The 16,065-nt window shown below is 31.5% G+C and carries 12 protein-coding genes; 5 read left to right on the top strand and 7 right to left on the bottom strand.

Annotation, left to right across the window (positions count from 1 at the left end; all coding sequences use genetic code 11):
• Positions 1-323 precede the first annotated feature (323 nt).
• The 5 genes from AB3K27_RS18070 to AB3K27_RS18050 form a co-directional block, all read right to left on the bottom strand.
• On the bottom strand, positions 324-806 hold the full coding sequence (locus tag AB3K27_RS18070) for a MarR family winged helix-turn-helix transcriptional regulator (protein ID WP_368488741.1): 483 nt from the start codon (positions 804-806) through the stop codon (positions 324-326).
• On the bottom strand, positions 778-2,367 hold the full coding sequence (locus tag AB3K27_RS18065) for a DHA2 family efflux MFS transporter permease subunit (protein ID WP_368488740.1): 1,590 nt from the start codon (positions 2,365-2,367) through the stop codon (positions 778-780). The genes AB3K27_RS18070 and AB3K27_RS18065 overlap by 29 nt, the downstream gene beginning before the upstream one ends.
• Before the next feature lie 14 nt (positions 2,368-2,381).
• Complete coding sequence (locus AB3K27_RS18060) at positions 2,382-3,035, bottom strand: HlyD family efflux transporter periplasmic adaptor subunit (RefSeq protein WP_368488739.1); 654 nt, start codon at positions 3,033-3,035, stop codon at positions 2,382-2,384.
• Positions 3,036-3,059: 24 nt separating this feature from the next.
• Entirely contained in the window at positions 3,060-4,031 is a 972-nt protein-coding gene (locus tag AB3K27_RS18055) for an HlyD family secretion protein (RefSeq protein WP_368488738.1), read from the bottom strand.
• Between the two features lie 429 nt (positions 4,032-4,460).
• The gene (locus tag AB3K27_RS18050) at positions 4,461-5,873 is read right to left on the bottom strand and encodes an amino acid permease (protein ID WP_368488737.1); all 1,413 of its coding nucleotides are present in this window, start codon (positions 5,871-5,873) and stop codon (positions 4,461-4,463) included.
• Between the two features lie 846 nt (positions 5,874-6,719).
• On the opposite strand from AB3K27_RS18050, the gene AB3K27_RS18045 reads away from it, so the two are divergent.
• From AB3K27_RS18045 to AB3K27_RS18035, 3 genes are read left to right on the top strand one after another with little or no spacing between them, the layout of a single operon-like run.
• Positions 6,720-7,769, top strand: coding sequence for a carbamoyl phosphate synthase small subunit (locus tag AB3K27_RS18045; RefSeq protein ID WP_368488736.1), 1,050 nt, complete (start codon positions 6,720-6,722; stop codon positions 7,767-7,769).
• Positions 7,770-7,817: 48 nt separating this feature from the next.
• A complete protein-coding gene (gene carB, locus AB3K27_RS18040) occupies positions 7,818-11,024 on the top strand; it encodes a carbamoyl-phosphate synthase large subunit (RefSeq protein WP_368488735.1) in 3,207 nt (1,068 codons plus the stop codon).
• A 41-nt stretch (positions 11,025-11,065) separates the two neighbouring features.
• Positions 11,066-12,274 carry a M20 family metallopeptidase gene (locus tag AB3K27_RS18035; protein ID WP_368488734.1) on the top strand — a complete coding sequence of 403 codons (1,209 nt, stop codon included), beginning with the start codon at positions 11,066-11,068 and terminating at the stop codon, positions 12,272-12,274.
• Between the two features lie 231 nt (positions 12,275-12,505).
• Here the strand turns inward: AB3K27_RS18035 and AB3K27_RS18030 are convergent, their stop codons facing one another.
• Together AB3K27_RS18030 and AB3K27_RS18025 are read right to left on the bottom strand one after the other, a co-directional pair.
• A complete protein-coding gene (locus AB3K27_RS18030; RefSeq protein ID WP_368488733.1) occupies positions 12,506-13,723 on the bottom strand; it encodes a sensor histidine kinase in 1,218 nt (405 codons plus the stop codon).
• A gap of 3 nt (positions 13,724-13,726) precedes the next feature.
• A complete protein-coding gene (locus AB3K27_RS18025) occupies positions 13,727-14,404 on the bottom strand; it encodes a response regulator transcription factor (protein ID WP_368488732.1) in 678 nt (225 codons plus the stop codon).
• A gap of 274 nt (positions 14,405-14,678) precedes the next feature.
• On the opposite strand from AB3K27_RS18025, the gene AB3K27_RS18020 reads away from it, so the two are divergent.
• Positions 14,679-15,647: a glycosyltransferase family 2 protein gene (locus AB3K27_RS18020; RefSeq protein WP_368488731.1), complete on the top strand. Its 969-nt coding sequence runs from the start codon at positions 14,679-14,681 to the stop codon at positions 15,645-15,647.
• Positions 15,631-16,062 (top strand): GtrA family protein, encoded by a 432-nt coding sequence (locus AB3K27_RS18015; protein WP_368488730.1) that lies wholly within the window; start codon positions 15,631-15,633, stop codon positions 16,060-16,062. Before AB3K27_RS18020 ends, AB3K27_RS18015 begins: the two co-directional genes overlap by 17 nt.
• The last annotated feature ends 3 nt before the right edge of the window (positions 16,063-16,065 follow it).

Here is a 16,065-nt window from a genome sequence, read left to right as displayed (position 1 = left end):
TATTAGATTTTCAAAGAGTTGATTTAAAGTAGAATAAAAATAGTTATTTTTATATAATTGCAATTAGATAAATTTATACTTTAATAATTTAAGTATTTAATTTATTATAATGAGGGGTTTATTGCAACTATTATATGGTTTTCCGTTATTATTGTCAATATATTTGTCATAGGTAAATTTTAACTGAGTATTATTTTCGTAATAAAGGTTTACTAAATTATATGAAGATTAAATTTTTTTGGCACTTATAATTAAATATTTAAAAATAAAAATATAACTGGAAAATTTAATTCCCAGTTATATAAAAAGTTAGATAATGTAGATTAATTACAATTCTCTTCATTTAATAATAAAATAAAACTTTCTAATGCATGAATAATTTTTTCTACGCTGGTTGGATCTATATTCTTTATAGTATTAGATATGCAGTAGGTAATAAAATGTTCTTTCATTCTGACTATATCATTATTTCTTTTAAAATCCTCAGAAACAGAGAGTTTTACGATTCTTCTGTTGTTTTCAGGTATTTCTCTTATTACTACACCCTGGCTGACCAATCGGTTCACTATACCTGAAACTGTGCTTTTAGTGAGCATTAGACGGTCACTTAATTCATTAAGAGTTATATCCGGTGTTTTATATAAATGAAATATAACAGTAAGCTGAGGGGCTGTGAATCCATATTGTTGTGCTATCTTTTTAAATTTGCACCTAAAAGTTCTATGGATAGTTTTAAAAAGATTAATTATTTCATCAGATTGTTTGGTTATTAATTCATCATTCCAACATGACGGTTCTTCCTTCATTATGGTTCTGCTCACCTTCCTTATTTTGTTTTTTAGGTATTTTTTTGTTTCTCATCATTAAAGTTAAAATTATAGCTAAAACTAATACAATAGAAATTATGGCCAGGGAATAGGCCATGGCATCTATTGTAGCTTGACCTTGAAGCATTTTTGCTAATGTGGATATTGCAGAAGACTTAGCTGTTTTTAAAGATTCTCCCTCATACATATAGGCTTGTGTTAATGTGCTTATAGTATTATTAGAAGTTGCATTATAAACATTTATTTGTTCAGATAGTTTCAAGTAATTATAATTGGTTTTACTCTGTATTATTGTCGACATTATAGTTACGCTGAGTGAACCTGATATTTGACGTATAGTATTGGAAAGAGCGGATGCCCTTCCAATTAAATTTTTTGGCACTGCATTCATTCCAACAGTATTAATTGGCATCATAGCCAGCCCTATTCCAACTGCTCTCAAGCATAAAACAAGAGTTATCATTTCTCTACTGGAATTCATGTTTATTAAAGTTGAAATATGATAGGAACTTAGTCCTAATATTATTATACCAGGTATTACAAGTGGTTTTACACCAACTCTGTCAAATAAATTACCGCTTATGGGCATTAAAAGTCCCGTGACTAGGGCGGCTGGCAGCATAATTATGCCTGTTTCCATAGCAGTATAACCTCTTATATTTTGTAAAAATAGAGGCAATACATATACTCCCCCCATTAATGCCAGTGTTAAAATGCAAGTTATAATTTGACTTGCACTAAAATCAAATAGTTTAAAAACCCGCAAATCAAGCAGTGGATCCGGATGAGTAAGTTCATTTACTACAAATAATACAATGCTTAAACATCCCAGAGTCAAAAGTATAGGATATTTTACTTCTCCCCAATCAATGGAGGTCCATTCACCTAGTACATATAGTAGACTGACTACACCTATTGTAGAAGATAAGAACCCTATTATATCAAAGGATTTCAATTGTTTTCTTTTTGAATCTTTTAATAAAATGGCAGCCAATAATACACCTATTATGCCTATAGGTACATTTATATTAAAAATAAGTCTCCAATCCATTTTTTCAATAATATATCCACCTAGTGTTGGTCCTATGGAAGGGGCTGCCATAGCGGCTATTCCCCAGATGCCAAGGGCCAGGCCTATTTTTTCTCTTGGGAATATTTCATATATCATGGCCATCCCAACAGGCATTATCATGCCTCCACCAATGGCCTGAATAATACGGAAACATATCATTGATGTGTTGTTCCAGGCAAATCCACACAACATAGAGCCTAAAGTAAACACTGCCAGTGCAAACATATATATTTTTTTAGAGCCAAAAACATCTTGAAGATATCCAGTAAGAGGTATAATTGCTCCCAGTGCCAGGGTATATGCTGTAAGTATCCATTTTGAATCATCCATTGATACTCCAAAAACAGCCATCATCTTGGGAATTGCAATATTAACTATACTACTATCTAGTATAGACATAAATGTACCAATTACAACTACAATTAATGCCAGCCAGCTGTATAGAGAATCATGATTATTTTCTTCCATTATGTATCACCTCATTACTTAACATGGACTTTCACAACAGCATTGGTGCCTGGAAGTATTTTATTATTAAATTTATTAATGGAGATTTTTACAGGTATTCTTTGAACTACTTTTGTAAATGTACCACTAGTTGAGGAAGGTAGTATAGATAAGGCAGATTGTGATGCTTCCCCTACAGACTTTACTTTCCCTGTAAATTTCTTTGAGCCATATTGGTCTATGGTAATGGTAACAGATTGTCCAATTCTTACTTTGCCCAGTTTTGTTTCCTCGATATTAGCAGTTATGTAAAGCTTATCTGGATCTATTAATGTAGCCAAGGTTTGACCCGATGACCAAATTTCACCGATGGTTCCCTGCTTTTTAATGACTATACCGTCAATAGGAGATCTTATTAAAGATTCATCTACACTTGAATCAGGAAGATTAACCATTTCCTGGCGTGCCAGTATTTGATTTTTTATAACAGTATCTCCTTCTTCTACATTAAGTTCTAATAATTTTCCACTAATTTGTGGAGTTACATTAACTAAATCTGCACTTACTGTTGCATCGTCAGTGGAAACGTAATAGGTATTTTGATACCAATAGTAGCATCCAATACTACCAAGTGCTGCTACAATTACTATTAATATTCCTATAATCAATATTTTCCGTTTTTCTTTCATAATTAAGGTACCCTCTTTCTTGATTTATTTATCCAGACCAATTTCTGCAAACATTCCAGGTTTTAGATTTGGATCTTTGTCTGTTAAAGTTACTTTCACCAGAATGTCTCTACTCTGGGAATTTAAGGTGGAATTTATAACAGCTATCTTACCATGGAATTTTTTGTCAGGTACTTCGGATACTTTAATAATTACATTTTGTCCTTCAGAAATTTTACTTATTATATCTGCTGGTGCATAGGCATTTACATACAGATTGCTGACATTAGTTATAGAAACAAGTACTTTATCTGCAGAGGCTACGTCTCCTACATTGATATTTCTTGTATTTACTATCCCTGAAATAGGTGCAGTAATAATAGCATTATTAAGTGATGTCTGAGCAGTTTTTAAGGCTACTTCAGCTTGAGTTACTTGAGCCTGATAAACATCTATAGAAGATTTGGTAGGGCCATTATTTAACATAATAAGTTGTTCCTGGGCAGTTTTGTATTGTGCCTCAGCTGCAGACAACTGTTGATTAGCTGTATCTAGTTCTTGTTGAGTTGCTGCTCCTTCATTAAGCAAAGCTTGCACGCGATTATAATTCTTTTTAACTGTTTCATAGGATTGGGATGCACTGTCTAGGGTAGCTTGTGCTTGTGCTATTTGTTCAGGGCGTGTACTATTTTGTGCATTTGTTAAGTTAGCTTTTGCAGTATTGAGGGCAGCTTCTGCCTGGTCAACCTGACCTTGTAGGTCTGTTGTGTCTAACTTAATAATAATATCTCCTTCATTTACCTTTGAACCTAAATCTACTGATATTTCGGAAACTTTTGCTGACACCTTTGCAGTTACATCTGCTTCTTCATTTGTCGCAATTTTACCACCCATTAAAAATTGGGTACTGGTACTTTGTTTAACAATTTTATTGGTAATGGTGCTTGTACTAGTAACAGAACTACAACCACTTAAAAGTATTGCTGCAACTAGACAAGATAAAATAGAGTATTTCACTCTTATCCCTCCTCATATATTGTTTGTATAGATACTGTTCGTATATTAACAATATTTATTATATGATCATTTAGTTACATATTCAACAAAATTATTCTAAATTATCTACTATGAAATTTTTTGATTATTTTGCAGTAATCAGTAGTTTTGGAAGATAAAAAAATAATTTATTTAAAAAAATAGTAAAAGGTAAGAATTATTTTTAATTTTAAAGATATTAAGAGGAAAGTTATATATTTTAAATTTGGTTCCTCTAAGGTTTAAATGAAAAGTATTATTTATGTGCAAACTCTAACTAAGCCTAGGATGATTTGATGTAAATAGAATAGAAAATAAAAACATTGATAGGAAATAATATAAAAGTTTCTATTAAGCAGAAACTGCTTGTCTATTTTGCAGTTTCTGCAATATGTAGCCATGTCAGTTTTTTTATTTACCCATAATTTCAACTGAGGAAGTATTTTTTACAGATTTTACTTTGGTAACACCAAACACATAGTAGCAAACTATTAAGATAGCAAACCAAATAGGTGCAACTATAAGGGCAATTAGTGTATCTTTATTAAAAAACATCATTATAACTACAAAGGCTAAAAATGCTAAAGTAATCCAGTTCAAATATGGGTAACCAAATACAGGAAAATGCAATTTTTTTACTTCTTCAGGACTAAGCCTTTTTCTAAATTTAATTTGAGCCACTAAAATTATTCCCCATACCCAGATTGCTCCAAATGTTGCAACACTAGTAACATAAGTAAATACCTTACCAGGGACAAGATAGTTAAGGGCAACTCCTATTAATAGGAAAAATGCTGAAACTACAATTCCTGTTATTGGAACATGTGATTTACTAAGTTTGCTAAATACTTTTGGTGCTGATCCCTGCAGAGAAAGATTGTAAAGCATACGTCCTGTGCTAAATATACCGCTGTTGCAGGAAGATAGTGCTGCGGTTAATACTACAAAGTTTATAATACCTGCTGCTGCTGAAATACCAAGTTTATTAAAAGTGAGTACAAAAGGGCTTCCTATTGTACCAAGGCTATTCCAGGGATAGAGACACATTATTACGAAAAGTGCTCCTACATAAAATATAAGTATTCTCCAAAACACCTTGTTGATTGCAGCTGGTATAGTCTTTTCAGGATTTTTTGCTTCACCGGCTGTAACACCTATAAGCTCTGTGCCAAGATATGCAAACATAACCATTACTATTGAAAGCATTGGTCCCCACAAACCTTTAGGCCAAAAGCCTCCATGAGACCATAGGTTTGAAATACCAATAGGTTTTCCACCATTACCTATGCCAAATATAATCATAAGCAAACCTAAGCCTATCATTACAATAATTGTAACTACTTTAATAAGTGCAAACCAAAATTCAAATTCTCCATAAGCTTTTACGGCAATTAAATTAACACAAGTCATAATAACTAGTGCTGCCAAGGCTGGTATCCATTGAGGCATATTTGGAATCCAAAACTTTACATATACACCTACTGCAGTAATTTCAGCCATACAGGTTACAACCCACATAAGCCAATAAGTCCATCCAGTCAAGTATCCTGCTAGAGGTCCAATAAATTCATTGGCATAAGCACTAAAGGAACCAGAAACTGGATATGAAGTTGCAAGTTCACCTAAAGCTCTCATAATAATAAACATGGCAAATCCAGCTATACTATATACTAATAAAATTGCTGGCCCAGCTGCTTGAATAGCAGTAGCTGATCCTAAGAATAATCCTACTCCAATTGCTCCACCTAGAGCAATCAATTGGATGTGACGTTCTTCCAGACCACGTTCTAAGTTTTCATTTTTTAATGCATCTTGTTTACTCATCGTACTCTCCTTACTAGCCAAACAATTTTTGCAAGTATTAATTCAAAATTATTCAGCTTAAATTTTATTCATTCAAATTTCGTATTTATTATGCATTATTAAGAACATTTTTAAATAAATACTAGCATATTTTTTTCTTTTTAACAACTATTATTTAAATACATGTTGAATTAATAGATTTTATATTTAAAATTTATAATATTTAAATATCATTTTACAAGTAATTAGATATATTAATAAAATACTAGTATTTTTCTTGATTTTGGAGATGTTTTCTCGTATTTCAAATGAAATTTATTATGTAAATATTTATTTGATATTAAATTTATAATTAATATATTTATGTCATTTTATTTATTTAATTAATATTTTTAAGTCTTAATAATATATCAAGGTATATTTTTTTGCAAGCTAATATTCTGATATAATTTTAATAAATTAATAATATAATGAAAATTAACTTGCAGTTATTCTTAAAAGTATAAAAATTTTTTAGTATATTAATAATATAAGAGTGAATTTATAGTTTTAAAATATATTTTAAAAACTATATTTTAAAAAGTTGATAAGTACTTGACATGGAAATGTATTTTAATTAGAATAAAACGTAAGAATCAAGTAAAAAATACACTTTAAATTGGTCCTGTGAGGCCAGAAAGGGGTATATATCTATAATGTATGGGTGTTATTATTTGTTAAAAAAAGTGAAATGTTTTATATTAAAAAATTAGATGTAGGTAATAGAAAAATAATTTTCAAGTGAGATTTTTCTATTACCTTTTTTGTGTATTAATTTAGGTTCAGTTAAGTGTATTTTTACAGGTAAAAATACAGGAGGTATATTTTATGAAAGCAAAACTTATATTAGAAAATGGGCATATATTCCGAGGAGAAGCCTTTGGCTATTTAAATGATAGTATAGGTGAAGTAGTTTTTAATACGGGTATGACAGGATATCAAGAAATACTTACTGATCCATCTTATTATGGACAAATTGTTACTATGACTTATCCTCTTATAGGAAATTACGGAGTAAATTTAGAAGATGTGGAATCTGATAGTCCCAAGGTAAAAGGTTTTATAGTAAAAGAAAGTTGTAATTATTCCAGTAATTTTAGAGCTGAATTAGAACTTGAGGATTATCTTAAGATAAATAAAATCGTAGGGCTTTCGGGGATTGATACAAGGGCACTAACAAAGATGTTAAGGGTAAATGGTACCATGAGAGGAATTATAACTGTGAAAAATGTAAATTTTTCTACAGTAAAGGATACAATACAGTGTTTTTCCAATGAGGATGCAGTGAAGAGGGTAAGTACAAAGAAAAATTATACATTAGGTAAAGGTAAAAAGCATGTAGCTATACTGGATTTTGGCATAAAAAAAAGCATAATAGGGGAATTTTTAGATAGAGATTATAAAGTAACGGTATTTCCTTCAACTTATAAGGCAGAAGATATTCTTAAACAAAATCCTGATTTAATATTTTTGTCTAATGGACCAGGAGATCCTTGTGATTTAAATTGGGAAATAGAAAATATAAAAAAAATTATAGGAAAAAAGCCTATTACAGGTATATGTTTGGGCCATCAGCTTTTAGCTCTGGCACTTGGGGGAAGTACGGCAAAGCTTAAATTTGGTCACAGGGGCTGTAACCATCCTGTAAGGGATTTAGGCAGTGGCAAAGTGCACATAACTTCTCAAAATCATGGTTATTATGTGGATAAATTACCTGACGAGATGGAAGTAACTCATATAAGCTTAAATGATGGAACTATTGAGGGGATGAGGCATAAAAAGTTACCTATATTTTCAATACAGTTTCATCCAGAAGCATGTCCAGGACCTTCGGATAATAACTATATATTTGATGAATTTAGTAAATATTCACTTTAAAAACTATAAATTGTACATTGTGAATTGAAAAGAAGGGAGCAAGATTATATGCCTTTAAATAAAAATATTAAAAAAGTTTTGGTAATAGGTTCAGGACCTATAATAATAGGACAGGCAGCAGAATTTGATTATTCAGGAACTCAGGCCTGTGAATCACTACGGGAGGAAGGAGTGGAAGTTGTACTTGTAAATAGTAATCCTGCCACTATAATGACAGATAGGGAAGTGGCAGATAAAGTCTATATAGAACCGCTTACAGTAGAGTTCATAGAAAAAGTTATAAAAAAGGAAAGACCGGATAGCCTTTTAGCAGGAATGGGCGGGCAGACAGCACTAAATCTTACTGTTGAATTATACGATAATAAAATACTTGAAAAATATAATGTAAAAATAATAGGTACTTCTATAAAGTCTATAAAAAAAGGTGAGGATAGAGAACTTTTTAGAGATACCATGAATAAAATAAATCAACCAGTTGTAGAAAGTGATATAGTTACAGATATGGAAAGTGGCATAAGATTTGCAGAAAAAATAGGTTATCCTGTTATAGTAAGACCTGCCTATACCCTTGGAGGTACAGGAGGGGGAATAGCAGACAATGAAGAGGAGCTTAAAAGCATACTGGAATCTGGATTAGAACTTAGTTCAATAGGCCAGGTATTACTTGAAAAGAGCATAAAAGGGTGGAAAGAAATAGAATATGAAGTTATGAGAGATAGTTTTGGGAATTGCATAACAGTATGTAATATGGAAAATATAGATCCTGTGGGGATTCATACAGGGGACAGTATAGTTGTAGCACCAAGTCAGACTTTATCAGATAAAGAATATCAAATGCTTAGAACTGCATCTATTGACATAATAAATGAAGTTGAAATAGAAGGTGGATGTAATGTTCAGCTGGCCTTGAATCCGCATTCCTTTGAATATGTAGTTATAGAGATAAATCCTAGGGTTAGCCGTTCATCAGCTCTTGCATCAAAAGCCACAGGATATCCTATTGCAAAAGTGGCAGCTAAAATAGCTCTTGGTTATGGTTTGGATGAAATAAAAAATGCAGTTACCCAGAAAACCTATGCTTGTTTTGAGCCTTCTCTGGATTATGTGGTAATAAAAATTCCTAAATGGCCTTTTGATAAATTTCAAGGAGCTGAAAGGGAACTTGGAACCAAAATGATGGCTACAGGGGAAATAATGGCCATAGGAAGTAATTTTGAAGCTGCATTTTTAAAGGGAATAAGATCTCTTGAAATAGGAACTTATTCTTTAGATTACAAAAAGTTTAAAGATTTAAGTATGGACGAACTCAAAAATAGAATAGCATATCCAGATGACGAAAGAATATTTGCCCTGTCAGAACTATTAAGGCGAAAGTACAAAATTGAAAAATTATCTGAAATCACCGGTATAGATAAATTTTTTATAAATAAATTTAAAGGGATTATAGATGAAGAGGAAAAATTGAAAAACAGCAGTATAAGTGATATTAATAAAGAATGGTTTGTCCTGCTGAAGAAAAAAGGATTCTCTGATAAGGGAATAGCAGACATGCTTAAGGTTTCACCAGATGAGGTTTATAGACTCAGAAAAATATGGAATATAAATCCCTCTTATAAAATGGTAGATACCTGTGCAGGGGAATTTGAAGCACTTTCTCCTTATTATTATTCTACCTACGAAGAATATGATGAGGTGGAAGTTTCAAACAATAAAAAAGTTATAGTGATAGGATCGGGGCCTATCAGAATAGGACAGGGTATAGAATTTGATTATGCTTCCGTACACTGCATAAAAATACTTAGAAAGCTCGGTATAGAGACTATAATAATAAATAATAACCCGGAAACTGTAAGCACAGATTTTGATATTTCAGATAAACTGTATTTTGAACCTATAACGGAAGAAGATGTTCTAAGTATATTGGATAAGGAAAAGCCCTACGGTGTTATATTGCAATTTGGGGGAGAAACTGCTATAAAACTGGCAGAATTCTTAAAAGAAAAAAATATAGTTACATTAGGTACCACTGCGGACCAGATAGATATGGCAGAAGATCGGGAAAAATTTGATGATCTTCTTGAAAAATTAAACATTAAAAGACCTAAAGGAAAAGGAGTATGGACTATAGACGAGGGACTTGAAGAAGGAAGAAAGCTGGGATTTCCTGTGCTTGTAAGACCTTCTTATGTACTTGGAGGACAAGGCATGGAAATAACTTACACGGAAAAAGAACTTGCATATTATCTTTCTGTGGCTTTTAATAAAGATAAGAAAAATCCTATATTAATAGATAAATATTTAATGGGCAGGGAAATAGAAGTAGATGCCATATGTGACGGTGAGGATGTACTTATACCTGGAATCATGGAACATTTAGAGAGGGCAGGTGTACACTCTGGAGATAGCATAACTATGTATCCTGCTCAAAACGTAAATGATGATATAAGAGAAAAAGTTTTAGAGTATACTGTGAAATTATCCTTAGGTATAGGAATAAAAGGTATGATAAATATTCAGTTTATAGAATATGAAAGCAATCTTTATGTTATAGAAGTAAATCCTAGGGCTTCAAGGACTGTTCCTTATATAAGCAAGGTAAGTAATGTACCTATAGTTGATATTGCTACCAGGGTAATGCTGGGGGAAAAATTAAAAGATATTGGATATGGAATTGGAATATGCAGAGAACCTAATATAGTAGCAGTAAAGGTTCCAGTGTTTTCTACAGAAAAACTTCCTAATGTAGAAGTTTCCTTGGGACCTGAAATGAGATCCACAGGGGAGGTTTTAGGAGTATCTAGTAACCTTGAAGGTGCACTTTATAAAGGACTTTTGGCTGCAGATATGGTTTTTAATATGAAAAATGGAGTAATACTTGCAACTATAGGAGATCATGATAAACAGGAGTTTTTGCCTATAGCAAGAGAAATACATAAACTAGGTATTAAATTTATAGCTACGGAAAATACAGCAAAACTCTTACGTGATAATGGAATTGAAGTAAAAAAGATTAGAAAAATGAAAGAGGAGAGTCCAAATATAATAGATGTTATAAAAAATGAAGAAGTGGATTTAGTAATAAATACACCTACCAAGGGAAATGATTCTACGCGAGATGGATTTCATATAAGGAGATTGGCTGTAGAGAGGAACATAGAAGTTATAACATCACTGGATACTTTTAGAGCTATGACTTATGTAAAAAAGAAAGATATAAGTGATAATGCACTGGAAGTATTTTCAGAGTATAAATAGATAAAATCAAAAGATAATGTAAAATGGGGAGGGTTTATGCTATGGAACAGTTGTGCGAAGTTGAAGAAATAAAGCATCTGGCCAATAGATACTATTCTGAGGTAGTAAAATTAAGAAGATATTTTCACACATATCCTGAAGTTAGCAAGAAGGAGTTTAACACTCAAAAGAAAATAATTGAGGTATTGAATGGTTTGGATTTAAATATTAGAAAGGCAGCTGGAACTGGTGTTATTGCGGAACTAAAGGGTGAAAAGCCTGGAAAAATAGTGGCAATTCGTGCGGATATGGATGCTTTAGCTATAGATGATGAAATTAACAAAGATTATAAATCTAAAAATAAAGGTGTATGTCATGCTTGTGGTCATGATGGACACACTGCTATGCTCATAGGTGTTATAAAAGTTTTGTATGATATTCGCCATAGAATTGAAGGTACTTTAAGATTTATATTTCAGCCTAGTGAAGAAGAGGTCGCCGATGGTTCAGGAGCCGCAGCCATTATAGCGGATGGAGGCTTAGAAGGTGTGGAGGCCATTATAGGAGCTCATCTATGGCAGCCCCTTGGAATTGGAACCGTAGGAATATCAAAGGGACCTGTAATGGCTGCCAGTGATGAATTTGTAATAGTTATTGAGGGAAAAGCAGGGCATGCTTCTATGCCCCATCAAACTATAGATTCAATATTAACAGCTTCTCAAATAGTTGTTGCCTTAAATACAATTGTAGGAAGAGATGTAGATCCTATGAAACAGGCTGTAGTATCAGTGGGGGTATTCCAGTCGGGACATATTTATAATGCTATATCAGGAAAAGCTATATTAAAAGGAACCATTAGATCCCTTGATGAAGATGTGCGAAAAGAAGTACTTCTGCATATTAAAAAAATTGTAGAACACATATGTGATATGGCAGGAGCGCACTGCAGGCTTGAAAGAAGTTCATGTACCTATGTGCTTAACAATGATTCTAAAATTACAGATATTGTACTTGAGGCGGGAAAAGAAATAATGGGAGAAGGAGCTCATGAAGTAAAGCCGTGTATGAGTAGTGAAGATTTCTCTTATTACTTGCAAAAAGTACCAGGATGTTTTATTTTTATAGGTATAGGGAATCCTAAAAAAGGGATTGTTTATCCTCAACATCATCCTAAATATGATATAGATGAATTGGCATTGCTATATGGAGTTGAAGTTATGTCCAATGCAGCTTTAAAATTACTTTCTAAATTGAAATCAAGTGATTCTTAGGTTCAGGTGAAGCTTGCTTATGAGAAATACTTTTCTTCATCTGAACCTTATTAACAGTATTCTTAGTGTCTTTAGCACTTAGAATACGTTATCCTTTAGGGGAAGAACCTATCCAGGTGTATAGCAGTGCTTATCTCCCATTTTGAAGAAAATGGGAGTATTAGTCAATTCCAGCGTTCGGATAAATATGGTGTTATAATTATGAATTAATAACACCATAAGAATAAAAACTTAATTGAGAGGAAGTATAACTTTAAATGTAGAACCTTTGCCTAAAGTACTCGATACAGTTATATTTCCTCTATGTTCATTAACTATAGATTTTGCTATAGACAGACCTAAACCAAAATTACCATTTCTGTTTGAACGGGATTTATCAATCTTATAAAATCTTTCAAAAATTTTATCTAGGTGTTCTCCTGGAATACCTTCTCCTGTATCGGATACAGTAAGTTCAATTTTATTTTTTACGGTATACATCTTTACTTCTATAGAACCTTTTTCCTGAGTATGTTTTATAGCATTATCCATGAGAATAGCTACAAGTTGTTTGATACGTCCTTCATTTCCTGAAAAAATTACCTCTTGTTGTATGTTATATACAATAGCTATTTTGTGTTTTATATAAAGTGCCTCAAAAGGTATTATTGATTCAGTAACAGCATTACTTAAATTAAAGGTGGAACTAGATAATGCAGTGTTATGTGAATCTGATCTTGCCAGAAAAAGAAGTTCTTCTATAAGTTTAGTCATTCTAGTTGTTTCCAGTTTGATATTTCCAAGCCATTTACTTTGAGTTTTTACAGTTTCATCTTCATTATCTAAAACTATGTCCAGATTGGTAGTTATAACTGCTAGGGGAGTACGAAGTTCATGGGAAGCATCTGCAACAAAAGATTGTTGTTTTTCCCATGCACTTATAATAGGTCTTAAAGATGTATTAGCCAGAAATAAACTTATTATAAATACCAGTATAAGACTTGCTATACATACTAGTACAGATATAATAATTAATTGCCTTAATACTTTACTGTCAAAGGATTTATCTTGAAAAACTATGATAAATCCATATTGTTTTGGAACTTTAAGATACCTCAAATTGAAATTTTCATAGATAATTGTACCTCTTGGATTTTTATTATCAAAAACATTTTTTATTATGTTATAAGATACCTCTTCAGATAGTGCAAAATTGGTAGAAGTTTCTTTGATTTTACCAGATTTGCTTGTCTTAATAAAAAAATTTTCCGAGGATATCAATTCTTTGTCTGGATATTGATGAGGTGGAGGAATATCTTCCATCTGTGATGTTTTAATCATATGCATATATGAGGAACGCTCAAAACTTCTTTCCATTAATACATATATACCTGAAAATATGATTATTAAAACCAAGCCTGTTAGTACTAAATTAATTAGAATCAATTCTATTTTTAATTTTCGAAACATAATTTAAACCTCTTTTAGACAGTAACCTATACCCCTTATGGTTTCTATAATAATATTACAATTTAATTTTCTAAGTTTTTTTCTAAGATAGGAAAAGTACACTTCAATATTGTTGTTCATTTCTACATCCGAATCAGGTCCCCAGACCCTGTCTAGTATCTGATCTTTGGTCAGTACTTGATTTTTATTACGGGCTAAAAGTTCCAAAAGCTGGGACTCTTTAGAGGTAAGTTTAACTTTATTTTCTTTATACTGAAGTTCTCCTCTTAAAGGATCAAAAGTTAAAGAAGCCAACTGTATGGTTCCATATTGAATAAAATCTATATGTCTCCTTCCAAGAGCTCGTATTCTTGCTAGAAGTTCCTCCGTGGAAAAAGGTTTTATTAAATAGTCATCTGCACCTTGATCCAAACCTTCCACTCTACTGCTTATGGAATCCATAGCTGTTAATATAATTACAGGAGTTCTGATGCCCCTGTTTCTAATATCCTTTAAAATCTCCAGGCCATCTTTTCCAGGAAGCATTCTATCTAGTATTATAACATCATATATATCTATTTCTGCCATTTCTTGGCCTTTAATTCCATCGTAGGCAACATCCACATTGTAATTGTTTTTTTTAAATATGTAAACTAGGGCCTCTGAAAGCATTACTTCGTCTTCAATTAAAAGTAGTCTCATAGTAATTCACTCCTTATGATAAGGTATATCTACATAAAAATTATAATTGGTAAATTTTAAATCTTTGAAAATTTTTAGTAACAATACTATATATTATATATTAACAATATACGATAAATTCTCAATATAAACAACATTGAATACATGTTTAAGTAAAATTATGGGATTATATACTATATGTTCAAAGTTAGTTTACATTTATTAATGGTGTTTTTAAGTGTTTTTTAAGGTTTTAATATAAAAATTATATTAAACTATATATGAGGTGAATTAAATGTATAAAAGTATTATTTACTCTATAATAGTACCTCTATATAATGAGGAGCTAGTTGTTGATGAAACTTATAAAAGATTAAAAAAAATAATGGATTCTACTTTAGAAAATTACGAGATCATATTTGTAAATGATGGAAGTAGTGATAGTACACGAAAAAAGGTAGAGAAAATGTGTGTTAAGGATATGAATATAAGGCTTGTTAATTTCTCTAGAAATTTTGGACACCAATGTGCCATAACTGCAGGAATGGAATTTTCTGTAGGAGAGGCAATAGTTGTAATAGATGCAGATCTTCAGGATCCTCCGGAAGTTATTCTTGAAATGATTAAAAAATGGAAAGAAGGCTATGATGTCGTATATGGAAAAAGAATAAAAAGAGAAGGGGAATCTTTTTTTAAAAGATTTACTGCTAAAACTTTTTATAGGTTACTAAAAAACATAACTAATGTTGATATACCTGTGGATACAGGAGACTTCAGGCTTATAGATAGAAAGGTGTGTAATACTTTGAACTCACTGCCGGAAAAGAATAGGTATGTAAGAGGACTGGTAAGCTGGATTGGATATAAACAGACTTTTGTAGAGTTTGTAAGACAGGAGAGATTTGCAGGGGATAGTAAATATCCCATTAAAAAAATGCTAAAATTAGCTTTTGATGGCATAACTTCATTTTCATATAAACCTCTTGTCATTTCCGGGTACTTGGGGGGAATATCTTTTTTTATAGGAATACTAATTATGGTGTTAGATATTATAAAACATTTAACTAGAGGAATAAATATAATAAATTTTAACTTTATCATATCTATTGATTTAATTATGTTCGGTATAATGTTAAGCTGTATAGCAATAATTGGCCAATACATAGGTAGAATTTTTGATGAAAGTAAAAGAAGGCCTAACTATATTATTGAAAGTATTATAAATGATAGAAAGGTTGATAAAAATCATGACTCAGTTAACTAAAGCAAAGTATTCTATATTTAATCGTATTTTTAATGGTAAACTTAAATGCCTAAGTCGCTTCTCTGCTACAGGAGTAATAAATACTCTGGTAGATTTTTGCGTATTTACTATATGTGAAAGTTTATTTGGTATATATTATACTTTAAGTCAGGTATTAGGCTATAGTTTTGGAATAATAAATAGTTTTATATTGAATAAAAAATGGACATTTGAAAGTGAAACCTCTAACAAGAAAGTATATCGTGAATTGATTCAATTTATTGTAGTTAATATTTGTTCTCTTGTAACTACAGTATTGTGTATGAAATTCTTAGTAAATACTTTTAGTATAAATGTTTATATATCCAAAGTAATGGTTACTTTAATAGCTCAAGTTATAAATTTTTCATTATATAAATTCTGGGTGTTCAGTTAATGG

Source organism: Clostridium sp. BJN0013 (assembly GCF_040939125.1).
Lineage (GTDB): Bacteria > Bacillota > Clostridia > Clostridiales > Clostridiaceae > Clostridium_B.
This window is presented reverse-complemented; position numbering and strand designations above follow the sequence as displayed.

Excerpts from the sequence above, each read along its gene's own strand:
- AB3K27_RS18070 (WP_368488741.1), bottom strand. The coding sequence starts at position 806 with ATGAAGGAAGAACCGTCATGTTGGAATGATGAATTAATAACCAAACAA.
- AB3K27_RS18065 (WP_368488740.1), bottom strand. The coding sequence starts at position 2,367 with ATGGAAGAAAATAATCATGATTCTCTATACAGCTGGCTGGCATTAATT.
- AB3K27_RS18060 (WP_368488739.1), bottom strand. The coding sequence starts at position 3,035 with ATGAAAGAAAAACGGAAAATATTGATTATAGGAATATTAATAGTAATT.
- AB3K27_RS18050 (WP_368488737.1), bottom strand. The coding sequence starts at position 5,873 with ATGAGTAAACAAGATGCATTAAAAAATGAAAACTTAGAACGTGGTCTG.
- AB3K27_RS18045 (WP_368488736.1), top strand. The coding sequence starts at position 6,720 with ATGAAAGCAAAACTTATATTAGAAAATGGGCATATATTCCGAGGAGAA.
- carB (WP_368488735.1), top strand. The coding sequence starts at position 7,818 with ATGCCTTTAAATAAAAATATTAAAAAAGTTTTGGTAATAGGTTCAGGA.
- AB3K27_RS18035 (WP_368488734.1), top strand. The coding sequence starts at position 11,066 with ATGGAACAGTTGTGCGAAGTTGAAGAAATAAAGCATCTGGCCAATAGA.
- AB3K27_RS18030 (WP_368488733.1), bottom strand. The coding sequence starts at position 13,723 with ATGTTTCGAAAATTAAAAATAGAATTGATTCTAATTAATTTAGTACTA.
- AB3K27_RS18025 (WP_368488732.1), bottom strand. The coding sequence starts at position 14,404 with ATGAGACTACTTTTAATTGAAGACGAAGTAATGCTTTCAGAGGCCCTA.
- AB3K27_RS18020 (WP_368488731.1), top strand. The coding sequence starts at position 14,679 with ATGTATAAAAGTATTATTTACTCTATAATAGTACCTCTATATAATGAG.
- AB3K27_RS18015 (WP_368488730.1), top strand. The coding sequence starts at position 15,631 with ATGACTCAGTTAACTAAAGCAAAGTATTCTATATTTAATCGTATTTTT.